This window comes from Bacteroides faecis (genome assembly GCF_020091505.1).
Classification (GTDB): Bacteria; Bacteroidota; Bacteroidia; order Bacteroidales; family Bacteroidaceae; genus Bacteroides; species Bacteroides faecis.
Genome location: NZ_CP081916.1, coordinates 6,175,954 through 6,199,630, shown reverse-complemented (window position 1 = coordinate 6,199,630; position 23,677 = coordinate 6,175,954). Strand labels below are relative to the sequence as shown.

22 protein-coding genes and 1 tRNA gene are annotated in these 23,677 nt (G+C 44.8%); 17 read left to right on the top strand and 6 right to left on the bottom strand.

Going from position 1 to position 23,677, the window contains the following annotated elements; all coding sequences use genetic code 11:
* Positions 1 to 10 precede the first annotated feature (10 nt).
* The 4 genes from ilvN to ilvC all read left to right on the top strand — a co-directional run bounded on the left by ilvN (position 11) and on the right by ilvC (position 3,043).
* Positions 11 to 574, top strand: coding sequence for an acetolactate synthase small subunit (gene ilvN / locus K6V30_RS24835; RefSeq protein ID WP_010539304.1), 564 nt, complete (start codon positions 11 to 13; stop codon positions 572 to 574).
* Positions 574 to 1,317 carry an acyl-[acyl-carrier-protein] thioesterase gene (locus K6V30_RS24830; protein ID WP_055271588.1) on the top strand — a complete coding sequence of 248 codons (744 nt, stop codon included), beginning with the start codon at positions 574 to 576 and terminating at the stop codon, positions 1,315 to 1,317. The genes ilvN and K6V30_RS24830 overlap by 1 nt, the downstream gene beginning before the upstream one ends.
* A gap of 11 nt (positions 1,318 to 1,328) precedes the next feature.
* A complete protein-coding gene (locus tag K6V30_RS24825) occupies positions 1,329 to 1,913 on the top strand; it encodes a porin family protein (RefSeq protein ID WP_010539302.1) in 585 nt (194 codons plus the stop codon).
* An 86-nt stretch (positions 1,914 to 1,999) separates the two neighbouring features.
* Positions 2,000 to 3,043, top strand: a complete 1,044-nt coding sequence (ilvC, locus tag K6V30_RS24820) for a ketol-acid reductoisomerase (protein WP_010539301.1) — start codon at positions 2,000 to 2,002, stop codon at positions 3,041 to 3,043.
* Positions 3,044 to 4,493: 1,450 nt separating this feature from the next.
* Here the strand turns inward: ilvC and K6V30_RS24815 are convergent.
* Entirely contained in the window at positions 4,494 to 6,440 is a 1,947-nt protein-coding gene (locus K6V30_RS24815; protein WP_055271454.1) for an AAA domain-containing protein, read from the bottom strand.
* A 65-nt stretch (positions 6,441 to 6,505) separates the two neighbouring features.
* Here K6V30_RS24815 and K6V30_RS24810 point away from each other — a divergent pair, with 65 nt between their 5' ends.
* Genes K6V30_RS24810 through K6V30_RS24800 form a run of 3 tightly spaced genes read left to right on the top strand, consistent with a single transcriptional unit; the run spans position 6,506 to position 11,323 of the window.
* Positions 6,506 to 8,749, top strand: a complete 2,244-nt coding sequence (locus K6V30_RS24810; protein WP_055271452.1) for an aconitate hydratase — start codon at positions 6,506 to 6,508, stop codon at positions 8,747 to 8,749.
* A gap of 14 nt (positions 8,750 to 8,763) precedes the next feature.
* The gene (gene icd, locus K6V30_RS24805; RefSeq protein ID WP_010539298.1) at positions 8,764 to 9,954 is read left to right on the top strand and encodes an NADP-dependent isocitrate dehydrogenase; all 1,191 of its coding nucleotides are present in this window, start codon (positions 8,764 to 8,766) and stop codon (positions 9,952 to 9,954) included.
* A gap of 25 nt (positions 9,955 to 9,979) precedes the next feature.
* Complete coding sequence (locus K6V30_RS24800; protein WP_010539297.1) at positions 9,980 to 11,323, top strand: citrate/2-methylcitrate synthase; 1,344 nt, start codon at positions 9,980 to 9,982, stop codon at positions 11,321 to 11,323.
* A 302-nt stretch (positions 11,324 to 11,625) separates the two neighbouring features.
* Here K6V30_RS24800 and K6V30_RS24795 read toward each other — a convergent pair whose 3' ends face one another.
* Positions 11,626 to 12,261 (bottom strand): GNAT family N-acetyltransferase, encoded by a 636-nt coding sequence (locus K6V30_RS24795; RefSeq protein ID WP_010539296.1) that lies wholly within the window; start codon positions 12,259 to 12,261, stop codon positions 11,626 to 11,628.
* Positions 12,262 to 12,264: 3 nt separating this feature from the next.
* Complete coding sequence (locus tag K6V30_RS24790) at positions 12,265 to 12,423, bottom strand: hypothetical protein (RefSeq protein ID WP_008761044.1); 159 nt, start codon at positions 12,421 to 12,423, stop codon at positions 12,265 to 12,267.
* Positions 12,424 to 12,595: 172 nt separating this feature from the next.
* On the opposite strand from K6V30_RS24790, the gene K6V30_RS24785 reads away from it, so the two are divergent.
* Genes K6V30_RS24785 through K6V30_RS24775 form a run of 3 tightly spaced genes read left to right on the top strand, consistent with a single transcriptional unit; the run spans position 12,596 to position 15,445 of the window.
* Positions 12,596 to 13,357: a phosphatidylethanolamine N-methyltransferase family domain-containing protein gene (locus tag K6V30_RS24785; RefSeq protein WP_055271450.1), complete on the top strand. Its 762-nt coding sequence runs from the start codon at positions 12,596 to 12,598 to the stop codon at positions 13,355 to 13,357.
* Positions 13,358 to 13,373: 16 nt separating this feature from the next.
* Entirely contained in the window at positions 13,374 to 14,597 is a 1,224-nt protein-coding gene (locus K6V30_RS24780; RefSeq protein WP_055271448.1) for an NADH:flavin oxidoreductase, read from the top strand.
* On the top strand, positions 14,594 to 15,445 hold the full coding sequence (locus K6V30_RS24775) for an SDR family oxidoreductase (protein WP_055271446.1): 852 nt from the start codon (positions 14,594 to 14,596) through the stop codon (positions 15,443 to 15,445). Before K6V30_RS24780 ends, K6V30_RS24775 begins: the two co-directional genes overlap by 4 nt.
* A 461-nt stretch (positions 15,446 to 15,906) precedes the next feature.
* On the opposite strand, the gene pfkA is transcribed toward K6V30_RS24775, so the two are convergent.
* From pfkA to cmk, 3 genes are all read right to left on the bottom strand, one after another.
* Positions 15,907 to 16,887, bottom strand: a complete 981-nt coding sequence (gene pfkA, locus K6V30_RS24770) for a 6-phosphofructokinase (protein WP_008761048.1) — start codon at positions 16,885 to 16,887, stop codon at positions 15,907 to 15,909.
* A 172-nt stretch (positions 16,888 to 17,059) separates the two neighbouring features.
* The gene (locus K6V30_RS24765; protein ID WP_010539292.1) at positions 17,060 to 17,929 is read right to left on the bottom strand and encodes a 4-hydroxy-3-methylbut-2-enyl diphosphate reductase; all 870 of its coding nucleotides are present in this window, start codon (positions 17,927 to 17,929) and stop codon (positions 17,060 to 17,062) included.
* Positions 17,930 to 17,947: 18 nt separating this feature from the next.
* Positions 17,948 to 18,637, bottom strand: coding sequence for a (d)CMP kinase (gene cmk / locus K6V30_RS24760; RefSeq protein WP_010539291.1), 690 nt, complete (start codon positions 18,635 to 18,637; stop codon positions 17,948 to 17,950).
* Between the two features lie 221 nt (positions 18,638 to 18,858).
* Between cmk and K6V30_RS24755 the strand changes: the two genes are divergently transcribed.
* The 7 genes from K6V30_RS24755 to K6V30_RS24725 all read left to right on the top strand — a co-directional run bounded on the left by K6V30_RS24755 (position 18,859) and on the right by K6V30_RS24725 (position 23,668).
* Positions 18,859 to 19,542 (top strand): energy transducer TonB, encoded by a 684-nt coding sequence (locus K6V30_RS24755; protein WP_010539290.1) that lies wholly within the window; start codon positions 18,859 to 18,861, stop codon positions 19,540 to 19,542.
* A gap of 70 nt (positions 19,543 to 19,612) precedes the next feature.
* The gene (locus K6V30_RS24750) at positions 19,613 to 20,587 is read left to right on the top strand and encodes a polyprenyl synthetase family protein (protein ID WP_055271445.1); all 975 of its coding nucleotides are present in this window, start codon (positions 19,613 to 19,615) and stop codon (positions 20,585 to 20,587) included.
* Between the two features lie 15 nt (positions 20,588 to 20,602).
* On the top strand, positions 20,603 to 21,319 hold the full coding sequence (locus tag K6V30_RS24745) for a hypothetical protein (protein ID WP_022302133.1): 717 nt from the start codon (positions 20,603 to 20,605) through the stop codon (positions 21,317 to 21,319).
* A complete protein-coding gene (locus tag K6V30_RS24740; protein WP_055271443.1) occupies positions 21,313 to 22,089 on the top strand; it encodes a TatD family hydrolase in 777 nt (258 codons plus the stop codon). Before K6V30_RS24745 ends, K6V30_RS24740 begins: the two co-directional genes overlap by 7 nt.
* A gap of 120 nt (positions 22,090 to 22,209) precedes the next feature.
* Positions 22,210 to 22,297 (top strand) — tRNA-Ser (locus tag K6V30_RS24735).
* 75 nt (positions 22,298 to 22,372) lie between these two features.
* Positions 22,373 to 23,176 carry a MotA/TolQ/ExbB proton channel family protein gene (locus tag K6V30_RS24730; protein WP_008766463.1) on the top strand — a complete coding sequence of 268 codons (804 nt, stop codon included), beginning with the start codon at positions 22,373 to 22,375 and terminating at the stop codon, positions 23,174 to 23,176.
* 6 nt (positions 23,177 to 23,182) lie between these two features.
* Complete coding sequence (locus K6V30_RS24725) at positions 23,183 to 23,668, top strand: hypothetical protein (protein ID WP_010539286.1); 486 nt, start codon at positions 23,183 to 23,185, stop codon at positions 23,666 to 23,668.
* Positions 23,669 to 23,677: the final 9 nt, after the last annotated feature.

Sequence of the window (23,677 nt, the reverse complement as noted above, 5' to 3'; positions counted from 1 at the left end):
TTAAAAAGTTATGAGTGATAAGACATTATATACAATTATAGTTCATTCCGAAAATATAGCCGGATTGCTGAATCAGGTAACTGCTGTATTTACACGCCGCCAAATAAACATCGAGAGTTTGAACGTGTCTGCTTCTTCTATCAAAGGTGTACATAAATATACGATTACCGCATGGACCGATAGGGACACTATCGAGAAGGTGGTGAAGCAGATTGAAAAGAAGATTGACGTTATTCAGGCACACTATTTTACGGAAGACGAGATTTATTTTCACGAGATTGCCTTATATAAGGTATCTACTCCCGCTTTTCAGGAAACTCCGGAAGCATCTAAGGTGATCCGCAGATATAATGCCCGTATTGTAGAAGTGAATCCGGTATTCTCTATCGTTGAAAAAAACGGTATGAGTGAAGAGATCACTTCACTTTACGAAGAACTTCGGGCTTTGAAATGTGTTCTGCAATTTGTTCGTTCGGGGCGTGTAGCCATTACTACCAGTTGTTTCGAGCGGGTAAATGAGTTTCTGGATGGACAGGAAGCGAAGTATAAGCAAAGTAAACAACAACAAGAGTGATGAGTAAAGAAAATAAAATAGGGACCTATCAGTTTGTGGCAGAGCCGTTTCATGTGGACTTTAACGGACGCCTGACAATGGGAGTGCTGGGAAACCATCTGCTGAATTGTGCAGGTTTTCATGCCAGCGACCGTGGATTTGGTATTGCTACGCTGAACGAGGACAATTACACATGGGTACTTTCCCGTCTGGCTATCGAATTGGATGAGATGCCTTATCAATACGAGAAGTTCTCGGTTCAGACATGGGTGGAGAATGTCTATCGTCTGTTTACCGACCGTAACTTTGCCATCATTGACAAGGATGGCAAAAAGATAGGCTATGCACGTTCCGTATGGGCGATGATCAATTTGAATACCCGTAAGCCTGCCGATCTGTTGGCACTGCATGGAGGGAGCATCGTCGATTATGTGTGCGATGAGCCTTGTCCGATTGAAAAGCCTTCGCGTATCAAGGTGACCAGTGATCAGCCTGTTGCAACGCTGACGGCCAAATACAGTGATATAGATATTAACGGGCATGTAAACAGTATCCGTTATATCGAGCATATACTAGACTTGTTTCCGATAGAATTGTATCAGACAAAACGCATCCGCCGGTTTGAGATGGCGTATGTGGCTGAAAGTTATTTCGGAGATGAACTTTCTTTCTTCTGCGATGAGGCGAATGAAAACGAGTTTCATGTAGAAGTGAAGAAAAACGGGAGCGAAGTCGTTTGCCGTTCCAAAGTGATGTTTGAATAGCAAACAGAGAGATGAAGAAATGGTATGCCATATTGCTTCTTTTGTCCGCACTCAAAGTGAGTGCTCAGGAGATCAGTTTTATACCAGAAGTAGGTTTAGGATTATCCAATATAACCAATAGCGACAATAATAGTAAGGTGCGTCCCGGATTTAATATAGGTATGGGGATGGAAGTTATCTGGAATGAAAGAGTCGGTATGGGCATAGGAGTTAATTATCTGGTGCTGGGTAATAGGTTTACAACTGATTACATCTCTTATACGACCAAGTTGGATTACGTCAGTATACCGGTTTACGCAAAAGGATATGTGTACAAAGGGTTGTTTGTATTTGCAGGTCCCCAGTTCGGTTTTAATGTAGTCCGGGATGATGGAAGAGATTATGATGAATTGTCAGATCTGGACAAAATGCGTAAATTTGACTTTTCTATAGGAGTCGGTATCGGTTATCAGTGGGACTTTGGTCTTCAGCTTTCGGCAAGTCACAATTTGGGGCTGATTGATGTCTGGAAGAAGTATCCCGATGAATGGTCCTCTTCCGGCAAGAAGTATAACAGCATTTTTCAATTTAATGTAGGTTGGAGAATCGGATTTTAAAAAGATTATAATAATTAATAACTTGCCTCTTCTTTATTTTTTCGTAATGGAGAAAGAAGAAAGGCTTAAAACAAAAAAACAAAAAAATGGCACAGTTGAATTTTGGCGGTACTACAGAAACCGTAGTAATCCGTGATGAATTTCCATTGGAAAAGGCTCGTGAAGTATTAAAAAATGAAACAATCGCTGTAATCGGTTACGGTGTACAAGGTCCTGGACAAGCATTGAATCTGCGTGATAACGGTTTTAATGTAATCGTTGGTCAGCGTCCGGGTAAAACATACGATAAAGCAGTAGCTGACGGATGGGTTCCGGGTGAAACTTTATTCGGCATTGAAGAGGCTTGTGAGAAAGGTACAGTCGTTATGTGTTTGTTGTCTGATGCGGCAGTAATGTCTGTATGGCCAACTATCAAACCTTACCTGACTGCCGGAAAAGCTCTTTATTTCTCTCATGGCTTCGCTATCACATGGAGTGATCGCACAGGTGTAGTTCCTCCAAAAGATATCGACGTGATTATGGTGGCTCCTAAAGGTTCGGGTACTTCTTTGCGTACCATGTTCCTCGAAGGTCGCGGTTTGAACTCTTCTTACGCTATCTATCAGGATGCAACAGGCAATGCAATGGACAGAACAATTGCACTGGGTATCGGTATCGGTTCAGGTTATTTGTTTGAAACAACTTTCAGCCGTGAAGCTACTTCCGACCTGACAGGAGAACGTGGTTCACTGATGGGTGCAATCCAAGGTTTGTTGTTGGCACAGTACGAAGTTTTGCGTGAAAACGGACACAGCCCTTCTGAAGCATTCAACGAAACGGTAGAAGAACTGACTCAGTCACTGATGCCGTTGTTCGCAAAGAATGGTATGGACTGGATGTACGCTAACTGCTCTACTACAGCTCAACGTGGTGCTCTCGACTGGATGGGCCCGTTCCATGACGCTATCAAACCGGTAGTTGAAAAATTGTATCACAGTGTAAAGACTGGTAACGAAGCGCAGATTTCAATCGACTCCAACTCTAAACCGGATTATCGTGAGAAACTGGAAGAAGAACTGAAAGCATTGCGCGAAAGCGAAATGTGGCAGACTGCTGTAACAGTTCGCAAACTTCGTCCGGAAAATAACTAATCAGACTTATTATATAAGCTTTTCAAAAGGCGGGAAAATCGTATTTTCCTGCCTTTTCTATGTAAATATCACTTTTTAAAACGATAGAAAAGGGGTAAAAGAAGAAAAAAGATTAAAAGACACTGATAATGTAGGTAAAAAAGAGCATTTATTATTACCTTTACGCCAACAAATAAAACAGAAAAGGCAATGAAGACACTTTTTACTTTCAGAAGATTGATATGTATGCAGAAAATTTCTTCTTTAATAAGTAGTATATCAGAATGTTACATCAAAAGATATTTAAGTTATTCTCTACCGAATAGTAGAAATAATACCATTTCAAGTCCTTTTAATATTTCGTGCTCCATTAGTAATTCGTTGGTATGATGCAGAAGTTTCATTCTGTAGCAGGAATGAACATGCGTTAAAACGTGTTTAAAAAAACTTTTGGAGCAGAATTTAGTGGGAAAATAACATTGTTTGTTTTGTTTGTAAATAGGGGTCCTCTTTCGTGAGAAAGGGGGCTTCTTTTTTTATCGAAACAATTCAGGAAAAGACCGCTTCCTGATCGTAGGGGGAGGTGGTAGGTGAGTATATTAGTCCTTCGTATCCTTTTGTTACAAATCAGAAGTTAAAAACATCTATTGTAGGAGACATATACATTCGAGAATTAAGTAGATTCTATTGTCATCTGTCAGCTTTTAGTATTTAAACATCTACAAAACAGTCGTTTATATCATGACAATAAGACCTGATAATAAGGCTGACAATAGAAAAACAGGCGTTTTATTGTCAGCCTCTTTTTTCAATTCTGATAGGAGGCATCAATGATTTCTCTTATTCTTGCGAATCTTGAAGGGGATAAATGACAGGGCGGATGTTTTTGCTTGCTCATCTGTAGAAAGCTGCTGTTTCGTGTTTATGGAATTGTCGTTTCCTTGCTTGGAACTGTTGTTTCTTCTATTGGAAACGGTTGTGCCAAAGGCTTGGCACAGTTGTGCCATCGTGTTGGCACGGTTGTGTCACTACGTTGGCACAACTGTTTTACCGGTATGGCACAACTGCTTTGATTGGTTGTCATGAGCAAAGTGAGCGCTCAAAAAATACAAGGAGAAGGAGAGGATATTTAAATTGCAGGATTTATCTTTGGGTAATGGGCTGACAATAAAACGCCTGTTTTTCTACTGTCAGCCTTATTATCAGGTCTTATTGTCATGATATAAACGCCTGTTTTGTAGATGTTTAAACACTAAAAGCTGACAGATGACAATAGAATGCCCGAAAAACTCTTTATGTAGAAGCAACTCGGACCCGTTGATTTCTCTATATGAAATAGGGGATCAATCCGAAATCCCGGTCGTTTTCAGTTTGTTTCTTTCGGTACGGTTTTGAATGATGAATGAAGAATTACTTTGCAGCGTGATAGCGCAGCCAATTCTTCATTCTTCATTTCCGTACAGTATGGAGCTCAAACAGGGGTTCCGGACTGACGGATATATTGCATCAGTTTACGGTAGAATGGATGTTGGGCAAGAGTCGTTGCATCTCCCAGAATTACAAGTTTCATCCGGGCGCGGGTAATGGCAACATTCATTCGTCTTAAATCATTGAGAAAGCCGATCTGTCCATCTTCGTTTGCCCGTACGAGGCTGATAAAGATGACATCCCGTTCCTGCCCTTGAAAGCCATCGACCGTATTGACTGTGATGAGGCTGCGAAAAGGGCGTAGAAAGCTGTTTCCTCTGATTTTGCTTCTTAAGTATTGCACTTGTGCCTTGTAGGGAGAAATCAGACCGAAGTCGATACGCTCGTCCAATATGCGTGTTTTGCCGATCCGGTTAATATAAGCTTCCAGTTCCTGCAGCAATAAGTTGGCTTCCTGCTTGTTGATGCGTCCGAAACTTTCGCCTACAAATTCCTCATGGAAATCCATTTCCGAGGTATCTATCCAGTTCATGGGAGTGTCGAAATCAAGAATACCCCGGTTGCGCACTTCCGGTGCGGCTTCCAGTTCCCCGTTGTAGAACCATTCGGAAGGAAAGCGCATGATTGCCTCATGCATCCGGTATTGCACTTTGAGCAGCGAAACGGCAGAAGGTTTTTGCTGCACGACTTTTTCCATCAAAGTGTGATCCAGTCCGCCACGGGCAGCTTCGATACATTTGATTGTAGGAGGAAGTTGGCAATGATCTCCGGCAAGGATTACGCGGTCCGCTTTCCGGATGGCGATCCAACAGGCAGCTTCGAGTGCCTGGGCGGCTTCATCTATAAACAGAGTGGGAAAGCGCCGTCCGTTGAGCAAACGATGGTTGCTGCTGACCAGAGTAGAAGCTATCACACGGGCACTGTCGAAAAGATCGGCATTGATTAAGATTTCCAGTTCCGTGGCACGGTCGCGGAGACGGCTCATTCTGCTGCGCATACCTTCCCTTTCGGAATAACTTCCCCGACGCATCCGGCTACCCATTTCACGGATTGATTTACGGATTCCCCAGAGTTCGGGGTATGCCGGATGGCTTTCAAAGCAGCGTTCGTAGGTAGAAGAGAGCATTTTGTCGTTTACACGCGTGGGGTTGCCAATACGAAGTACGGCTACTCCCCGGTCTGCCAGTTTCTCGCAGATCCAGTCCACAGCAGTATTACTTTGAGCGCAGACCAGCACTTGCGGTTCGCGGTGAAGCGTTTCGTAAATCGCTTCCACGAGAGTGGTAGTCTTTCCGGTTCCCGGAGGACCGTGGACAATGGCGACATCGCGCGTACATAATACTTTATTTACAGCCGTTTCCTGCGTACTGTTGAGCCACGGAAAGCGGACGGGGTACAATTCACGAAATCCGGGTTTTTGTGTTCCCAGCAATGTATCCCGTAGATCGGCAAGGCGGTTTCCTTTGGCACGGATGGTATCTTCCAGTGCTTCGAACATGGCACGATAAGAAGTTTCATCGAAATAAAGTTGTACTCCCAGCACATCTTCTGTCTGCAGTTCCATCAACGCGCCTGCTCCGGGAAGTACGACTACCATCCGCTCTTCGTCCGCATAACTGACCGTTGCAATGAAATTCATATAACTCACTTTTCCATCAAAGGACTGCCGGAAAAAACAGACGGGACGACCGAATTCGAAGGAGTGCTCGATTTCTTTATTTTCGGTTCGTGTAATATCTATTACAAGTTGATTCAGAGAATTGTAGTAACTTCGACCGGGAGAGGCGGGATACCAACAAAGACCACGTTTTACTTTGCGGGCGACTCCCATTGTTTCAGTCTGCCGCTTGAATTCCTCCTTTTCGTATTCATACTCCATGCGTAGCAGGAGTTGCTGTTGTTGAAGGTCGATGATTGGACTTTTCGGATGATTACTCATAATAGGTGCAAAGGTAATAAATCTTCTTCCTGAGACGAAAATATATTTCATTTTGTTAAACATTCCTCGAATGCCGTTCGTTATTTTTATAGATAGACTAAAAAAACAAAAGCAATATGGTGTATGATTTGACTATGTTAGAGGCTTTTTATTCTGCTTATAAAGGAAAAGTAGAACACGTACGGGCTGTTTTGAAACGGCCTTTGACGTTAGCCGAGAAAATTCTGTATGCTCACTTATTCAATGAGGGTGACTTGAAAAATTACAAGCGGGGTGAAGACTATGTAAATTTCCGTCCCGACCGTGTTGCCATGCAGGATGCGACTGCCCAGATGGCATTGCTTCAGTTCATGAATGCAGGAAAAGAAAAAGTAGCTGTTCCTTCCACTGTGCACTGTGATCACTTGATACAGGCATACAAAGGAGCGAAAGAAGATATCGCTACTGCAACTAAAACAAACGAAGAAGTTTACGACTTTTTGCGCGATGTATCCTCTCGCTACGGTATCGGTTTCTGGAAACCGGGGGCCGGCATCATTCACCAGGTAGTGCTCGAGAATTACGCTTTTCCCGGTGGAATGATGGTGGGAACCGACTCACATACTCCGAATGCCGGAGGACTGGGCATGGTAGCTATCGGCGTAGGCGGCGCGGATGCCGTAGACGTGATGACGGGCATGGAGTGGGAGCTGAAAATGCCGAAAATAATCGGTGTCCGCCTGACCGGAAAACTGAGTGGCTGGACTTCCCCGAAAGATGTGATTCTGAAACTCGCGGGGATTCTGACCGTAAAAGGAGGAACCAATTCCATCATCGAATATTTCGGACCGGGAACGGCTTCTTTGTCGGCTACCGGCAAAGCGACCATTTGCAATATGGGTGCCGAAGTGGGAGCTACCACTTCACTTTTCCCGTTCGACGGGCGCATGGCTACTTATCTGAGGGCTACCGGCAGAGATCGTGTCGTGGAACTGGCAGAGGCCGTTGACTGTGAACTCCGTGCGGATGAGCAAGTAACGGATGAACCGGATAAGTACTACGACCGTGTCATCGACATCGATTTGTCCACGCTTGAACCTTACATCAACGGACCTTTCACACCGGACGCTGCTACACCTATCTCTGAATTTGCAGAAAAAGTATTGCTGAATGGCTATCCGCGTAAAATGGAAGTCGGACTGATCGGTTCGTGTACCAACTCTTCTTATCAGGACTTGAGCCGTGCCGCTTCGTTGGCAAAGCAAGTAAAGGAAAAGAATCTGAGTGTAGCTGCTCCGCTGATCATCAATCCGGGTTCCGAACAAATACGCGCTACTGCCGAAAGAGACGGAATGATGGATACCTTTACGGAAATCGGAGCCGTCATTATGGCAAATGCCTGCGGACCTTGCATCGGTCAGTGGAAACGCCACACGGACGACCCGACGCGAAAGAATTCAATTGTTACTTCCTTCAACCGTAACTTTGCCAAGCGTGCGGACGGCAATCCGAATACGTATGCCTTTGTCGCTTCTCCCGAACTGACGATGGCACTGACAATTGCCGGTGACTTATGCTTCAATCCTTTGAAAGACAGGCTTATGAACCATGACGGCGAGAAAGTGAAACTGACAGAACCGGTAGGAGACGAGCTTCCATTAAGAGGCTTTGCTTCCGGTGATGAAGGCTATATCGCTCCCGGTGGAGCAAAAACAGCGATCAATGTCAACCCGGAATCGCAGCGCCTGCAATTGCTGACTCCTTTCCCGGCGTGGGACGGACAAGATATACTCAATATGCCTCTGCTGATTAAGGCGCAGGGCAAATGCACTACCGACCATATTTCGATGGCAGGGCCGTGGCTGCGTTTCCGCGGACATCTGGAGAATATTTCGGATAATATGTTGATGGGAGCCGTGAATGCGTTCAATGGAGAGACCAATAACGTGTGGAACCGTTCGACAAATACATACGGGACCGTTTCCGGCACAGCCAAAATGTATAAATCCGAAGGAGTGCCTTCTATCGTCGTGGCCGAAGAAAATTATGGCGAAGGTTCCAGTCGCGAGCATGCCGCTATGGAGCCCCGTTTCCTCAATGTGCGTGTGATTCTTGCCAAGAGCTTCGCCCGTATTCACGAAACGAACCTGAAAAAGCAGGGTATGCTTGCTCTTACGTTTGCAGACAAAGCGGATTATGACAAGATACAGGAGCACGACCTCCTTTCGGTCATTGGCCTGATAGATTTTGCACCGGGGCGCAATCTGACCATCGTTCTTCATCACGAAGACGGCACGAAAGAGAGTTTTGAAGCGCAACATACATACAACGAACAGCAGATCGCTTGGTTCCGTGCCGGTTCTGCATTGAATGCCAGATAATTAAAAAGATAGAAATGAGCAAAATAACCATGCAAAAAGATGGTACGCTTTTAGTGCCCGATGTGCCTGTCGTACCTTATATTACCGGAGATGGAGTAGGAGCCGAAGTGACTCCGTCGATGCAAGCCGTTGTGAATGCGGCTGTTCAGAAAGCATACGGTGGCAAACGCCGGATTGAATGGAAAGAAGTGCTGGCGGGCGAACGCGCTTTTAACGAGACAGGTTCGTGGTTGCCGGATGAAACGATGAAGGCTTTTCAGGAATATCTGATTGGCATCAAAGGGCCGTTGACAACTCCTGTCGGCGGTGGAATCCGTTCTTTGAACGTAGCTTTGCGCCAAACGTTGGATTTGTATGTCTGTCTGCGTCCTGTTCGTTGGTATCAAGGCGTTCATTCTCCGGTGAAAGCTCCGGAAAAGGTGAATATGTGCGTGTTCCGTGAAAATACGGAAGATATCTATGCAGGCATCGAGTGGGAGGCAGGTACTCCCGAAGCAGAAAAGTTCTGTCAGTTTCTGAAAAATGAGATGGGAGTGACGAAAATCCGTTTCCCGGAGACCTCTTCTTTTGGAGTGAAACCTGTTTCCCGTGAAGGCACGGAACGCCTTGTGCGGGCCGCTTGTCAGTATGCCCTCGACCATCACCTGCCTTCTGTGACTTTGGTGCACAAGGGAAACATTATGAAGTTCACCGAAGGAGGCTTCAAAAAATGGGGCTATGAACTGGCGCAACGTGAGTTTGGCGATGCTCTGGCAGACGGCAGACTGGTGATAAAGGACTGCATCGCCGACGCTTTCCTGCAAAATACGTTACTGATTCCCGAGGAATATTCCGTGATAGCTACCCTGAACCTGAACGGAGACTACGTTTCCGACCAGTTGGCTGCAATGGTAGGCGGCATCGGCATTGCTCCGGGAGCAAATATCAACTATAAAACGGGGCATGCCATTTTTGAAGCGACGCATGGAACTGCCCCGAACATTGCCGGAAAGGACATCGTGAATCCTTGTTCTATTATTCTTTCGGCAGTGATGATGCTTGAATATCTGGGATGGAAAGAAGCGGCTGTCCTTATCGAAAAGGCTTTGGAACAAAGTTTCCTCGATGCCCGTGCCACGCACGATCTGGCTCGCTTTATGCCGGGAGGTACCTCCCTGTCTACTACCGCTTTCACACGCGAAATTGTGGAAAGAATCGAAAAGTAAATGTAACGATTAAAAACGAAGTATTATGAAGAAAGAGTATTTGATTTACAAACTCTCCGAGGAGATGAAAGAGGCTACCCGGATCGACAATGAATTGTTCCCCAAGTTTGACGTGAAACGCGGACTGCGTAATGAAGACGGCACCGGCGTGTTGGTAGGTCTCACTAAAATAGGTAATGTAGTAGGTTACGAACGGGTCCCCGGCGGTGGACTGAAACCTATTCCGGGAAAGTTGTTCTATCGGGGCTACGACGTGGAGGATATTTCTCATGCCATCATCAAAGAGAAACGTTTCGGCTTCGAAGAAGTGGCTTATCTGCTGCTTTCCGGTCGCCTGCCGGACAAGGAAGAGCTGGCTTCATTCGGCGAACTGATTAACGACAATATGGCGCTCGAACAGAAGACGAAAATGAATATTATCGAGCTGGAAGGAAATAATATCATGAATATCCTGTCGCGTAGTGTCCTCGAAATGTACCGTTTCGACCCCGATGCCGATGATACTTCGCGGGATAACCTGATGCGTCAGAGCATTGACCTTATCTCCAAGTTCCCCACTATCATTGCGTATGCTTATAATATGCTTCGCCATGCTACATTCGGACGTTCGCTGCACATCCGCCATCCGCAGGAAAAGCTGTCCATCGCTGAGAATTTCCTCTATATGCTTAAAAAAGACTATACGGAACTGGATGCCCGTACGCTCGACTTGCTGTTGATTCTACAGGCGGAACACGGTGGTGGTAATAACTCGACTTTCACGGTTCGCGTTACTTCTTCCACAGGGACGGATACGTATTCGGCAATCGCCGCAGGTATCGGTTCGTTGAAGGGTCCGCTTCATGGAGGCGCGAATATTCAGGTTGCCGACATGTTCCATCATTTGCAGGAAAACATCAAAGACTGGAAAAGCGTGGACGAAATAGATACTTATTTCACACGGATGCTGAATAAAGAAGTATATAATAAGACCGGACTGATTTACGGTATCGGTCATGCTGTCTATACGATTTCTGACCCTCGCGCGCTGCTGCTGAAAGAACTGGCTCGCGACCTCGCCCGTGAAAAAGGGAAAGAAGAAGAATTTGCTTTCCTCGAACTACTTGAAGAGCGTGCCATCGCTACCTTCGGGCGGGTAAAGAACAACGGAAAGACGGTGTCCAGCAATATCGATTTCTATTCGGGCTTTGTCTATGAGATGATCGGCTTGCCGCAGGAGATTTTCACTCCGCTGTTTGCCATGGCCCGTATCGTGGGCTGGTGTGCGCACCGCAATGAAGAATTGAACTTCGAAGGCAAACGCATTATCCGTCCGGCTTATAAAAATGTTCTTGATGATTTGGCTTATATTCCCATTAAGAAACGCTGATAAGAACAAATCCTTTTTATGCAATAATGGCTTGTTTTTAGAAAGAACATCCGATGTTCTATTAACATTTAACACTTTGCGGCTGTCGTGTTTCTCTCCCGATGGAGGCTAAGGCATTTATCGTTGGTAGAAAAGGCGCAGCCTCGTATGTAGAAACGCCCTTTTAACACAGCGTTAAAAGGGCGTTTCTACATACGAGGAATTATATATTCTATTTCTTTGTATATCAGTGAACTATGATCTTTCCCTTTGCTGGAGGAGAGATTATGGACAGGTGACCTGTTGAGAACAAACTTGTTATTTTAATAATTACCGTCGATTGAGTCTTTGCTGCTATTATTGGGATAAGGCATAATGTCTATTAAATCAAAATACATTAAGCGTGTTTTTAGATGCGTTCCGGTTTCAAAGCCTGTATATTCCACTTCTTGCGCTTCCGTAGAGAAAAGGTATTTGAAACCGTTTTTCAGATAATAGTTCAGAGGAATATTTTCATTGTAAGCGTCAACAATTAAAAAGCGACACCCTGTTTTGTTTCCCGCATCAATGAACCATGATTTTATGAAAGTCATCAGATCACTACCTATACCCTGATGCTTGTATTCTTTATTGATTCCAAGTCTGCCGATTAATACACCCGGATAGCGGCGCATTTGTTTGGCTCGAGGAATGTCTTTCTGAACTTTCTTTTCCCTGCTGTTGGGGAGGATATTTACTCTGATACTATCGTTAGAAACAGTGAAGGCACACACTATGTCCGAAGGATTTTTATCTGAACGAAAACAGTAACTTTTTCCTAATAGTTGTGCATTATAGAGAGGAGCATCGTTATGAAAGAAGTCGTCTAAGTCTTGGTGCCCACATGAGAAAGGGTCACATTCTTTAATCGTATCCTCATCAAGTACGGCAAAAGTACATTTCTCAAAAAGAAATCCCATGTTTTATAACATTTTAGCCTTTTTGAGCACAGCACGGGCTTCCAGCACATGTTTGCTGAAGTCTTGTTTGTTTTGATTTTTATAAGCCTTGTCCGCTGCCTTAACGAAGTGTTCCGCTTCTTTTCCTTTTAAGGTCGGTATGGCTTTAATTTCCATTGCCATTGCTTTTTCTTTTTATTTAGTTCATAACCAACTGCAAAGATAGCTGATTTTTAATGAATAAACAAAGAATGCCGGAAGTCTGTTGTCGTTTGATTTGTTTTTTATTTGAGTTATTTTTGTGGCCATTCTTTTCTTTTTTTGTTATTTTTGTGAATCTCAAAAGAAAATCAAGATGAGTATAGCTGCCTTTAATCTATTTTTGGGCGTCATGAGTCTGATAGCTCTGATTGTTTTCATTGCCCTCTACTTTGTGAAAGCCGGTTACGGGATATTTCGCACCGCTTCCTGGGGAGCCGCTATTTCCAACAAGCTGGCTTGGGTGCTGATGGAAGCTCCCGTATTTCTGGTCATGTGCTGGATGTGGATGCATTCGGAACGTCGTTTTGATCCGGTCATACTAACATTCTTTGTGTTTTTTCAGATTCATTATTTTCAGCGTGCTTTCGTCTTCCCTCTGTTGCTGACCGGAAAGAGCAAGATGCCGTTGGCAATCATGTCGATGGGAATTCTTTTTAATTTGTTGAATGGCTATATGCAAGGTGAATGGATTTTTTATCTGGCAGCCGAAGGGATGTATCACTCCGGGTGGTTTACTTCTGCATGGTTTATAACGGGCAGTCTGCTTTTTTTTGCAGGCATGTTTATGAACTGGCATTCGGACTATATCATCCGTCACTTGCGCAAGCCGGGTGACACCCGTCATTATCTGCCTCAAAAGGGCATGTACCGCTATGTTACTTCCGCCAACTATCTGGGCGAGATTATCGAATGGGCAGGCTGGGCAATACTTACCTGTTCGCTTTCCGGACTTGTATTCTTTTGGTGGACAATGGCCAACCTCGTTCCCCGCGCCAATGCGATATGGCATCGTTACCGCGAAGAATTCGGTTCGGAGGTGGGAGCGCGCAAACGTGTATTTCCTTTTATATATTGACTTAAAATAGCGTACTATGGAATCTAAACTTTTTACTCCTGTCACTTTCGGTCCGTTGACGCTGCGGAATCGTACTATCCGCTCTGCTGCTTTTGAGAGCATGTGTCCGGGGAATGCTCCTTCGCAGATGTTGCTCGACTATCACCGTTCGGTAGCTGCCGGCGGAGTCGGGATGACGACTGTTGCCTATGCAGCTGTGACGCAAAGCGGACTTTCTTTTGACCGTCAGTTGTGGCTGCGTCCGGAAATTATCTCCGGCTTGCGTGAAGTGACCGGGGCGATACATGCGGAAGGGGCGGCTGCCGGCATCCAGATAGGGCATTGTGGAAATATGTCTCATAAAAAGATTTGCGGGACCACCCCGGTTTCAGCTTCTACCGGCTTCAATTTATATTCTCCCACATTTGTGCGCGGCATGAAAAGGGAAGAATTGCCGGAGATGGCGAAAGCCTACGGACAGGCTGTTAACTTGGCACGCGAAGCCGGCTTTGATGCTGTTGAGGTACATGCCGGACACGGATATCTGATCAGCCAGTTCTTATCTTCCTATACCAACCACAGAAAAGATGAATATGGCGGCTCGCTCGAAAACCGGATGCGCTTTATGGGAATGGTGATGGATGAGGTGATGAAAGCGGCGGGAACCGATATGGCTGTCATTGTGAAAATGAATATGCGTGATGGCTTCAAAGGAGGAATGGAGATCGACGAAACCCTGCAAGTAGCAAAACGCCTGTTGCAACTGGGAGTACACGCGCTGGTCCTGAGTGGAGGTTTTGTCAGCAGAGCTCCGATGTACGTGATGCGGGGGGCCATGCCTGTTCGTTCGATGGCTTATTACATGGATTGCTGGTGGCTGAAATATGGAGTCCGGATGTTTGGAAAGTGGATGATTCCGACTGTTCCTTTTCGGGAAGCTTATTTTCTGGAAGATGCGCTGAAGTTTCGGGCAGCACTTCCGGAAGCTCCGTTGATTTATGTGGGGGGACTGGTGTCCCGTAAAAAGATAGATGAAGTCTTGGATGCCGGCTTTGATGCCGTTCAGATGGCACGTGCTCTGCTCAACGAGCCAGGGTTTGTCAATCGGATGAGGCGGGAAGAGCAGGCGCGTTGTAGCTGTGGACACAGCAACTATTGCATTGGTCGCATGTATACCATTGAGATGGCGTGCCACCAACATCTGAAAGAAAAACTGCCTCCCTGCCTGCAACGGGAGATTGAAAAACTGGAAAAACGATGAGTGAAGAGAAATGGGCAATCATCACCGGCGCCGATGGTGGCATGGGAACGGAAATAACCCGTGCCGTAGCCGCAGCCGGTTACCACGTTATAATGGCTTGCTATCACCCAGAAAAAGCAGAGTTGGTACGGCAACGTTTAGTGAACGAGACGGGAAACACAAAACTGGAAGTCATGGCAGTCGATCTGTCTTCCATGTCATCGGCAGCCTCTTTGGCCGATCAGATTTTGGAACGTCATCTCCCCGTTTCTTTGCTGATGAATAATGCCGGAACGATGGAAACCGGACTTCACATCACCGCCGACGGCTTCGAACGTACGGTGAGCGTCAATTATCTGGGACCGTATTTGCTTACCCGGAAACTCCTTCCGGTAATGACGCGTGGAGCGCGTATTGTAAATATGGTTTCCTGCACGTACGCGATTGGCCGTCTCGATTTTCCGGATTTCTTCTTGCAGGGAAGAAAGGGAGGTTTCTGGCGTATCCCTGTTTATAGCAATACGAAACTGGCTCTGCTGCTGTTTACAATGGAACTTGCGGAACGTCTTCGCGGGAAAGGAATCACGGTCAATGCTGCCGATCCCGGAATTGTTTCTACCAATATGATTACTATGCATCAATGGTTCGATCCGCTGACGGATCTCTTTTTCCGTCCTTTTATTCGTACGCCACGGAAGGGGGCTTCTACTGCCATCGGTCTTTTGCTTGATGAGAAGGAAACTGGAGTGACCGGTCAACTGTATGCTGGCAATCACCGGAAAGAGTTGCCGGACAACTACGTTCATCATGTACAGAAAGAACAGTTATGGGAAATAACGGAGCAATTGCTGGCGCAATGGTTCACATGATTTAATCATTTGGGAGATTGCACGTGCATCTGATCGTTATCCGTTTGATACAGCGCAAATGATGAGTAAGAAAAAATGACTGTTCTGTCTTCTGCCAGAGAAAAAGAAACCGCTTGGAATCTGTGGCATGGATATAGGAGTCAGTCCGAAAAACCGGCTTGAGTTCCATATTGTACGGAAAAGAATATATTTAGGCACGGATTACACGGATTAACACGGTTGTTTTACGTAATCATAGCACTAAAACCGTGAAATCCGTGTAATCCGTGCCTAATCCTCAATTTATAATTTAGTTCATTTCTGTACAGAAAGAAACAAACTGAAAACAACCGGGTTTTCGGGTTGATCCGGATATAGGATGGATTGAAATAAGAACGGTGGACAATTGAATAGCTCAATTCGTCCACCGTTCTTTATATTACCTTTATAAAAATAAGCTTCTGTTCTATTGACAGTCTCTATTAAATAGAAAGTTCTTTCAGTACATTGACCAGATCTCTCTTGACCGGCTTATCGTTTTTGATAGCCTTGCTGAATGGTACATAAACGATTTCATCATGTTCGATACCTATCATTACATTACGCTGGTCTTCCATGATAGCGTCGATAGCAGCGGCACCCAAGCGGCTTGCCAGAATACGGTCGTGAGCTGTAGGACTGCCACCGCGCTGCAAGTGTCCCAGGATCGTTACACGTACGTCATATTGCGGATATTCATTTTTTACACGTTCCGCATAGTGCATGGCACCACCTGTCAGTTCGCTTTCCGCTACCAACACGATACTACTGTTTTTTGATTTACGGAATCCGTTCTTGATAAATTCTTCCAGTTGGTCGACTTCCGTACTAAATTCCGGTATGATGGCTGCTTCAGCTCCCGACGCGATGGCACCATTCAGTGCGAGGAATCCGGCATCACGTCCCATCACCTCTACAAAGAACAGACGTTCGTGTGAAGTGGCGGTGTCGCGGATTTTATCTACTGCATCCAGAATGGTATTCAATGCTGTATCGTATCCGATGGTGGTATCTGTGCCATAGAGGTCATTGTCAATCGTTCCCGGAAGTCCGATACATGGAACGTCAAATTCCTGCGCAAAGATTCGGGCACCTGTCAGTGAACCGTCACCACCAATGATGACCAAAGCATCAATGCCTTCTCTCTTCATATTATCATAAGCCAGCTGGCGACCTTCCGGTGTAGTGAACTCCTTACAACGGGCTGTTTTCAGAATCGTTCCGCCCAGTTGGATGATATTACTTACGTTTTGGCTCTTGAACTCTTTGATTTCGCCTGTCACCAGACCTTTGTATCCTCTATATATACCTTTTACTTGTAGTCCGTTGTAGATAGCCGCACGTGTTACTGCGCGGATAGCCGCATTCATACCCGGGGCATCACCTCCGGAAGTCAAAATACCGATACATTTAACTGTTCCCATAACAATCTTTCATTAATTAGTTTGACGTGGCAAATGTACAACAAAAAGTTGAAAGCGGTGTTTCATAAGTTTTTTTTCGTGTGTCGAAACCATTAAAAATATTCAAATTGTTCCTTCTTTCTTTCTTTTTATTCTTTTGGGAGGGAGAAAATACCAGTCCTTTGACACATTGTTAATCTTTTATTAATAGCCGGATATGGTCATGTATTTTTTCCATCAGCCATTTGGGAGTGGAAGTCGCCCCGCATACTCCGATAGATTCCACATTCTGAAGCAAAGAAGGGTCGATTTCTTTCTCATTGTCGATCAGGTGTGAGTTCGCATTCACTTTCAGGCATTCTTCAAAAAGCATTTTCCCATTCGAACTCTTTTTTCCGCTGACGAAAAAGATAAGATCGTGTGTAGCCGCAAACTCTCTGAGATTGGGCATACGGTTGGCAACTTGGCGGCAAATCGTATCATAATATTCGAAAGTGGCATCCGGTGAAATGTGGTGTTTGATGTATTCCACAATCTCCTGAAACTCATCCAAAGATTTGGTGGTCTGCGAGAAAAGCCGGATACTTTTGCTGAAATCAAGCTTTTTGGCTTCTTCCGCACTTTCGATGACAATGGCTTGGCCACCCGTTTGTCCCACCAGTCCCAGCACTTCCGCGTGACCGTTTTTGCCGTAGATAACAATTTGCTTTTCTTCAAAGTCTTCTTTTCGGAACTCTTGCTTGATGCGCTTTTGGAGTCTCAGTACAACCGGGCAGGTAGCATCGATGATTTCAATGTTATTTTCTTGGGCAATCTGGTAAGTTTCCGGTGGCTCTCCGTGCGCACGGAGCAACACTTTGGCATTGCGTAATTGTCTGAATTCATCGCGGTTGATGGTAATCAGTCCCATCGCTTTCAGCCTGTCTACTTCCCGGCTGTTGTGTACAATATCCCCCAGGCAATAGAGGGTTTCTCCTTTTGCCAGTTCTTCTTCCGCTTTGTGGATGGCTGTGACCACCCCGAAGCAGAAGCCGGACCCTTCATCTATCTCTACTTTTATCATACACTCAACTTCTGTCCTCTACTTATTAACAATTTTCCCGAACTGTTCCGACAGCCATTCTTTCTGTTGCTCAATACTCAGATTGGAGTTGTCGAGCAGTAAAGCGTCATCTGCCTTACGCAATGGGCTCACTTCGCGGTGCTGGTCGATATAATCCCGTTGCTTTACGTTTTCCAGAATTTCTTCAAAACTGCCTTCCTGTCCCTTTGCTTTCAGTTCGTCAAAACGGCGTTGGGCACGAATCTCCGGAGTAGCCGTTACGAATATTTTCAGTTCCGCATCCGGAAAAACGGTGGTCCCGATGTCACGTCCGTCCATCACAATTCCCTTTTCTTTTCCCATGGCCTGCTGCTGTGCCACCATCGCTTCGCGTACAAAATCAAGCGCACTGATAGGACTGACCTTTGACGAAACCCCCATTGTACGGATTTTATTCTCCACATTCACCCCGTTGAGGTAAGTGTCCGGGCGTCCCGTTTCCGGATTCGGACGGAAGGAAATCTGAATATCCTTGATTGCTTTTTTCAACTTCTCCGTATCGATGACATCTCCGTCGAATATCCCGTTCTCAATACTATATAAGGTGACTGCGCGGTACATGGCTCCACTGTCTATATAAATGTATCCTACTTCGCGGGCGAGGTCTTTGGCCATTGTACTTTTTCCGCAGGACGAAAAACCGTCGATTGCGATTGTTATCTTTTTCATATTTATCTGGTTCTTATTTTACTCGCCAAAGATACGCTTATTTTGAAAATCCGCCATAGATTTGACTGTAAAAGCAACTGAATGAGTATGAAAGAATTAAAAAAGTTAAAAAGCCGGATAAAAAGAGACGAAGAGACGGACGGTTATCTGAAAATGTACTATATTTGCCCAGAGACACATAGGAAGACACTTTTTTTATTAATCATTATATTAACAAAATTATGGAAGTTAAAAAATCACCCAAGGCAGACCTGGAAGGAAAGAAGTCCACATGGCTGCTGATCGGTTACGTGGTGGTATTGGCTTTTATGTTCGTGGCGTTCGAATGGACCCAGCGTGATGTGAAAATCGATACAAGCCAGGCAGTAGCTGATGTCGTTTTTGAAGAGGAAATCATTCCTATTACCGAAACCCCTGAACAAGCAGCACCACCACCACCCGAGGCTCCGAAGGTGGCCGAATTGCTGGAAATTGTCGATGATAAGGCAGATATTGAAGAATCAACTACCATTCTTAATGAGGATAACACACCGAAAGTAGAAGTAAAATACGTACCGGTGCAAGTAGTTGAAGAAGAGCCGGAAGAACAGACTATCTTTGAAGTGGTAGAAAACATGCCGGACTTCCCGGGTGGACAAGCAGCATTGATGCAGTATCTGGCTAAAAACATTAAATATCCGACTATCGCACAGGAAAATGGTACTCAAGGTCGTGTTATCGTACAGTTCGTTGTGAACAGAGACGGTAGTATCGTAGATGCAAAAGTTGTACGTAGTGTAGACCCGTATCTGGATAAAGAAGCTCTCCGTGTGATCAACACGATGCCGAAGTGGAAACCAGGTATGCAGCGTGGTAAACCGGTTCGCGTTAAATTTACAGTTCCTGTAATGTTCAGATTGCAGTAATTTGTAACACCAATACATTTAAGAGGCTGCGAATGCAGCCTCTTTTTATTCATTAATCTTCATTTTCATCATGTTTACAGCATCTCAATTACTTGATAAAATAAATAACCATATTTCTGAACTTCAGATAACCCGGACTCCGAAAGGACTCTATGAACCAATCGAATACATCCTTTCTTTGGGGGGGAAGCGGATACGTCCTGTATTGATGCTGATGGCATATAATCTGTATAAGGAAGATATTTCGTCTATTTATGACCCAGCTACTGGTATCGAAGTTTATCATAACCACACTTTGTTGCATGATGATTTGATGGATCGCTCGGATATGCGTCGGGGAAAGCCGACTGTGCATAAAGTCTGGAACGATAATACTGCTATTTTGTCGGGCGATACCATGTTAATATTGGCTTTCCGGTATATAGCCGGCTGTGCACCGGAGCACTTGAAAGAAGTTGTTGACTTATTTAGTCTGACTGCATTGGAGATTTGTGAAGGACAGCAGTTGGATATGGAATTTGAGTCGCGCAGCGATGTTGCAGAGGACGAATATATTGAGATGATTCGTTTGAAAACAGCTGTATTGCTTGCCGCAAGCCTGAAGATTGGCGCGATTCTGGCAGGAGCATCTGCCGCTGACGCGGAGAATCTTTATAATTTCGGAATGCAAATAGGAGTTGCATTCCAGTTGCAGGATGATTTACTGGATGTTTATGGCGATCCGGAAGTGTTCGGAAAGAAAATCGGTGGAGACATCCTTTGCAATAAAAAGACATACATGCTGATCAAAGCACTGGAACGTGCAGATGGAAAGCAGCAGGAAGAACTGAACGGTTGGCTGAATGCAGAGAATTGTCAGCCGGCAGAAAAAATAGCCGCAGTTACCGAAATCTATAATCAGCTGGCTATCCGCAGCGTTTGTGAAAACAAAATGCGCGAGTATTATACACTTGCTATGGAAAGCCTTGAGGCAGTTGCGGTTGCCGGAGAGAAGAAGAAAGAACTTAAAAGTTTAGTGAAATTGCTAATGTATCGGGAAATGTAGTAAAGTGGGAGAGAAATGCCTTACAGACGATTGCCAAATACGGATCAAGCCAGAGTACGGGCGCTGAAAGCAGCGGTCGAGAAGGGTGATGTGTATAATGTGCGGGATCTGGCTATCTCATTGAAAACATTATTTGATGCCCGTAATTTTCTGTTGAAGTTTGAAGCTGCGCAAATTTACTATACACAATGTTATGATAATCAGTCGAGAGCCAGTCGCAAGCATCAGGCGAATGTGAGAATGGCACGGCTGTATATTTCTCACTTTATTCAGGTGCTCAATCTTGCAGTGCTCCGTGATGAGATCAAACCGGTGCATAAAGAACTGTATGGGCTTCCCGAAGCGAATGTGGTGCCGGATTTATTAAGCGAAGCATCTTTGGTAGAGTGGGGGAGGAAAATCATTGATGGCGAGCAGCGGCGAATTTCTCAAGGGGGAATCCCCATTTATAACCCGACTATTGCACGCGTAAAAGTGCATTACGATATTTTTCTGGATAGCTATGAACGTCAAAAAGGATACCAGTCCGCAACAAACCGGAGCTTGGATGAGTTGGCCTCGATGCGTGACCGTGCTGATGAGCTGATTCTGGATATCTGGAATCAGGTGGAAGCCAAGTTTCAGGGAATAAATCCCAATGAAACCCGATTGGAAAAATGTCGTGACTATGGGCTGGTATATTATTACCGCTCCAATGAGAAAGTGAAAGAAGAAAGCGAATTATCATGTTAATAGATACTCATTCCCATCTGTTTTTAGAAGAATTTTCCGATGACCTGCCACAGGTAATGGAGCGTGCGCGGCAAGCCGGCGTTTCGCGTATTTTCATGCCCAATATTGACAGCACGACAATTGAACCGATGCTGTCGGTCTGCGCGGATTATCCGGAATATTGTTATCCGATGATCGGGCTCCATCCTACTTCGGTGAACGAGTCGTATAAACAGGAGATGGCAATTGTCCGGGAGCGTTTGGAAGCCCCTCATCACTTTGTGGCCATTGGAGAAATCGGACTTGACTTGTATTGGGATAAAACATTTTTGAACGAACAATTGTACGTTTTTGAGAAACAGATAGAGTGGGCGCTCGAATATAAATTACCTATTGTGATCCATTCGCGGGAAGCATCCGACTATATATATAAGGTGATGCAACCTTATAAAAACACAGCTTTGACCGGTATTTTTCATAGTTTCACCGGGAGTGCGGAAGAAGCAGCCCGATTACTGGAGTTTGACGGTTTTATGTTGGGAATCAACGGAGTGGTCACCTTCAAGAAATCCTCTCTGCCGGAAGCCTTGTTGACGGTACCTTTGGAGCGAATAGTGCTTGAAACGGATTCCCCCTATCTGACCCCTGTACCCAATCGGGGAAAAAGAAATGAAAGCGCGAATGTGCGCGATACCTTCCTGAAGCTGGTTGAAATATATCAGACCACCCCGGAGCACCTTTCACAAGCCACTTCCGAAAATGCACTAAAAGTGTTCGGAATGGTCAAATAAGGTTCCAAAGGTTTTAAATTATATTAATTTGCAGTATTTATTTAAGATAAAAAAGGGATAATGCTTTAGGAAAAGAAAAAAAAGGATACATTTGTAGCTGAAAATGCGGAAAACTCATAAGGAGAGGTGCTCGAGTGGTTGAAGAGGCACGCCTGGAAAGCGTGTATACGCCAAAAGTGTATCCGGGGTTCGAATCCCCGTCTCTCCGCAAAACAAAAGTTGAAACGTGAAGTAAATACAATAAATAATAATCAATTAATTAATCTTAAAAATTAGACACACAATGAAAAAGTTATTTGCAATTGTTGCTGTGATTGGGGCCTTTACATTTGGCTCAATTCAACTTGCTCAGGCTCAAGACGCTCCTGCAGCAGAACAAACTGAACAACAAGCTGCTCCTGCTGCTGCTCAAGCTGCTCCGGCTGCTGCCCCTGCTGCAGAAGAAGGTGGTATTCACAAAGAAATCAAAGTTAAATTCATCGAAGGTACTGCATCTTTCATGAGTTTGGTTGCTATTGCTTTGGTAATCGGTTTGGCTTTCTGTATCGAACGTATCATTTATTTGAGCTTGGCTGAAATCAACACAAAAAAATTCATGGCATCTATCGAAGCTGCTTTGGAAAAAGGTGATGTTGAAGCTGCTAAAGACATCGCACGTAACACCAGAGGTCCTGTTGCTTCTATCTACTATCAGGGTTTGATGAGAATCGACCAGGGTATCGACGTAGTTGAGAAGTCAGTAGTATCTTACGGTGGTGTACAGGCTGGTTACCTTGAAAAAGGATGTTCATGGATCACACTGTTTATCGCAATGGCTCCGTCACTCGGATTCTTGGGAACTGTAATCGGTATGGTGCAGGCATTTGATAAGATCCAGCAGGTAGGTGATATCTCTCCGACGGTTGTTGCAGGTGGTATGAAAGTTGCCTTGATTACAACTATCTTCGGTTTGATCGTTGCTTTGATTCTTCAGGTATTCTACAACTACGTACTTGCTAAGATTGAAGCTCTTACAAGCGAAATGGAAGATTCTTCTATCTCTTTGCTTGACATGGTAATCAAATATGATCTGAAATACAAAAAATAATTCGAAATGAGTAAGTTAACATATAAAGCATCGTACTACGCGCTGTATGCGATGTTTGCCATCATACTGATCGTAATGGGTATCTTCTTCTTCGGAGGAGACGCTACAGGCGATGCAGTAATTCCGGGAGTAGATCCCGAAATGTGGCAGCCGGCTCAAACAGATGCCTTACTCTACTTGATGTATGTTTTGTTTGGTTTAGCTGTTGCAGCCACTATTATTGCTGCTGTATTCCAATTTGGTGCAGCTTTGAAAGATAATCCGGCAGGCGCTATCAAGTCTTTGCTTGGTTTGGTTCTTTTGGTTGTTGTTTTAGTTGTAGCTTGGGCTATGGGTGACGGAACACCGATGAATATTCCTGGTTATGATGGTAGTGACAACGTTCCTTTCTGGCTGAAAATAACTGATATGTTCCTTTATTCCATCTACATCCTGTTGTTTGTAACAATCGTTGCAATCATCGCGAGTGGCATAAAGAAAAAAATATCATAATCAATTGAG

Coding starts and splice junctions, on each gene's coding strand:
- K6V30_RS24745 (WP_022302133.1), top strand. CDS start 20,603: ATGCCTTACAGACGATTGCCAAATACGGATCAAGCCAGAGTACGGGCG.
- pfkA (WP_008761048.1), bottom strand. CDS start 16,887: ATGGGAACAGTTAAATGTATCGGTATTTTGACTTCCGGAGGTGATGCC.
- K6V30_RS24730 (WP_008766463.1), top strand. CDS start 22,373: ATGAAAAAGTTATTTGCAATTGTTGCTGTGATTGGGGCCTTTACATTT.
- K6V30_RS24830 (WP_055271588.1), top strand. CDS start 574: ATGAGTAAAGAAAATAAAATAGGGACCTATCAGTTTGTGGCAGAGCCG.
- cmk (WP_010539291.1), bottom strand. CDS start 18,637: ATGAAAAAGATAACAATCGCAATCGACGGTTTTTCGTCCTGCGGAAAA.
- K6V30_RS24775 (WP_055271446.1), top strand. CDS start 14,594: ATGAGTGAAGAGAAATGGGCAATCATCACCGGCGCCGATGGTGGCATG.
- ilvC (WP_010539301.1), top strand. CDS start 2,000: ATGGCACAGTTGAATTTTGGCGGTACTACAGAAACCGTAGTAATCCGT.
- K6V30_RS24810 (WP_055271452.1), top strand. CDS start 6,506: ATGGTGTATGATTTGACTATGTTAGAGGCTTTTTATTCTGCTTATAAA.
- K6V30_RS24800 (WP_010539297.1), top strand. CDS start 9,980: ATGAAGAAAGAGTATTTGATTTACAAACTCTCCGAGGAGATGAAAGAG.
- K6V30_RS24825 (WP_010539302.1), top strand. CDS start 1,329: ATGAAGAAATGGTATGCCATATTGCTTCTTTTGTCCGCACTCAAAGTG.
- ilvN (WP_010539304.1), top strand. CDS start 11: ATGAGTGATAAGACATTATATACAATTATAGTTCATTCCGAAAATATA.
- icd (WP_010539298.1), top strand. CDS start 8,764: ATGAGCAAAATAACCATGCAAAAAGATGGTACGCTTTTAGTGCCCGAT.
- K6V30_RS24750 (WP_055271445.1), top strand. CDS start 19,613: ATGTTTACAGCATCTCAATTACTTGATAAAATAAATAACCATATTTCT.
- K6V30_RS24790 (WP_008761044.1), bottom strand. CDS start 12,423: ATGGCAATGGAAATTAAAGCCATACCGACCTTAAAAGGAAAAGAAGCG.
- K6V30_RS24795 (WP_010539296.1), bottom strand. CDS start 12,261: ATGGGATTTCTTTTTGAGAAATGTACTTTTGCCGTACTTGATGAGGAT.
- K6V30_RS24740 (WP_055271443.1), top strand. CDS start 21,313: ATGTTAATAGATACTCATTCCCATCTGTTTTTAGAAGAATTTTCCGAT.
- K6V30_RS24725 (WP_010539286.1), top strand. CDS start 23,183: ATGAGTAAGTTAACATATAAAGCATCGTACTACGCGCTGTATGCGATG.
- K6V30_RS24765 (WP_010539292.1), bottom strand. CDS start 17,929: ATGATAAAAGTAGAGATAGATGAAGGGTCCGGCTTCTGCTTCGGGGTG.
- K6V30_RS24785 (WP_055271450.1), top strand. CDS start 12,596: ATGAGTATAGCTGCCTTTAATCTATTTTTGGGCGTCATGAGTCTGATA.
- K6V30_RS24755 (WP_010539290.1), top strand. CDS start 18,859: ATGGAAGTTAAAAAATCACCCAAGGCAGACCTGGAAGGAAAGAAGTCC.
- K6V30_RS24780 (WP_055271448.1), top strand. CDS start 13,374: ATGGAATCTAAACTTTTTACTCCTGTCACTTTCGGTCCGTTGACGCTG.
- K6V30_RS24815 (WP_055271454.1), bottom strand. CDS start 6,440: ATGAAATATATTTTCGTCTCAGGAAGAAGATTTATTACCTTTGCACCT.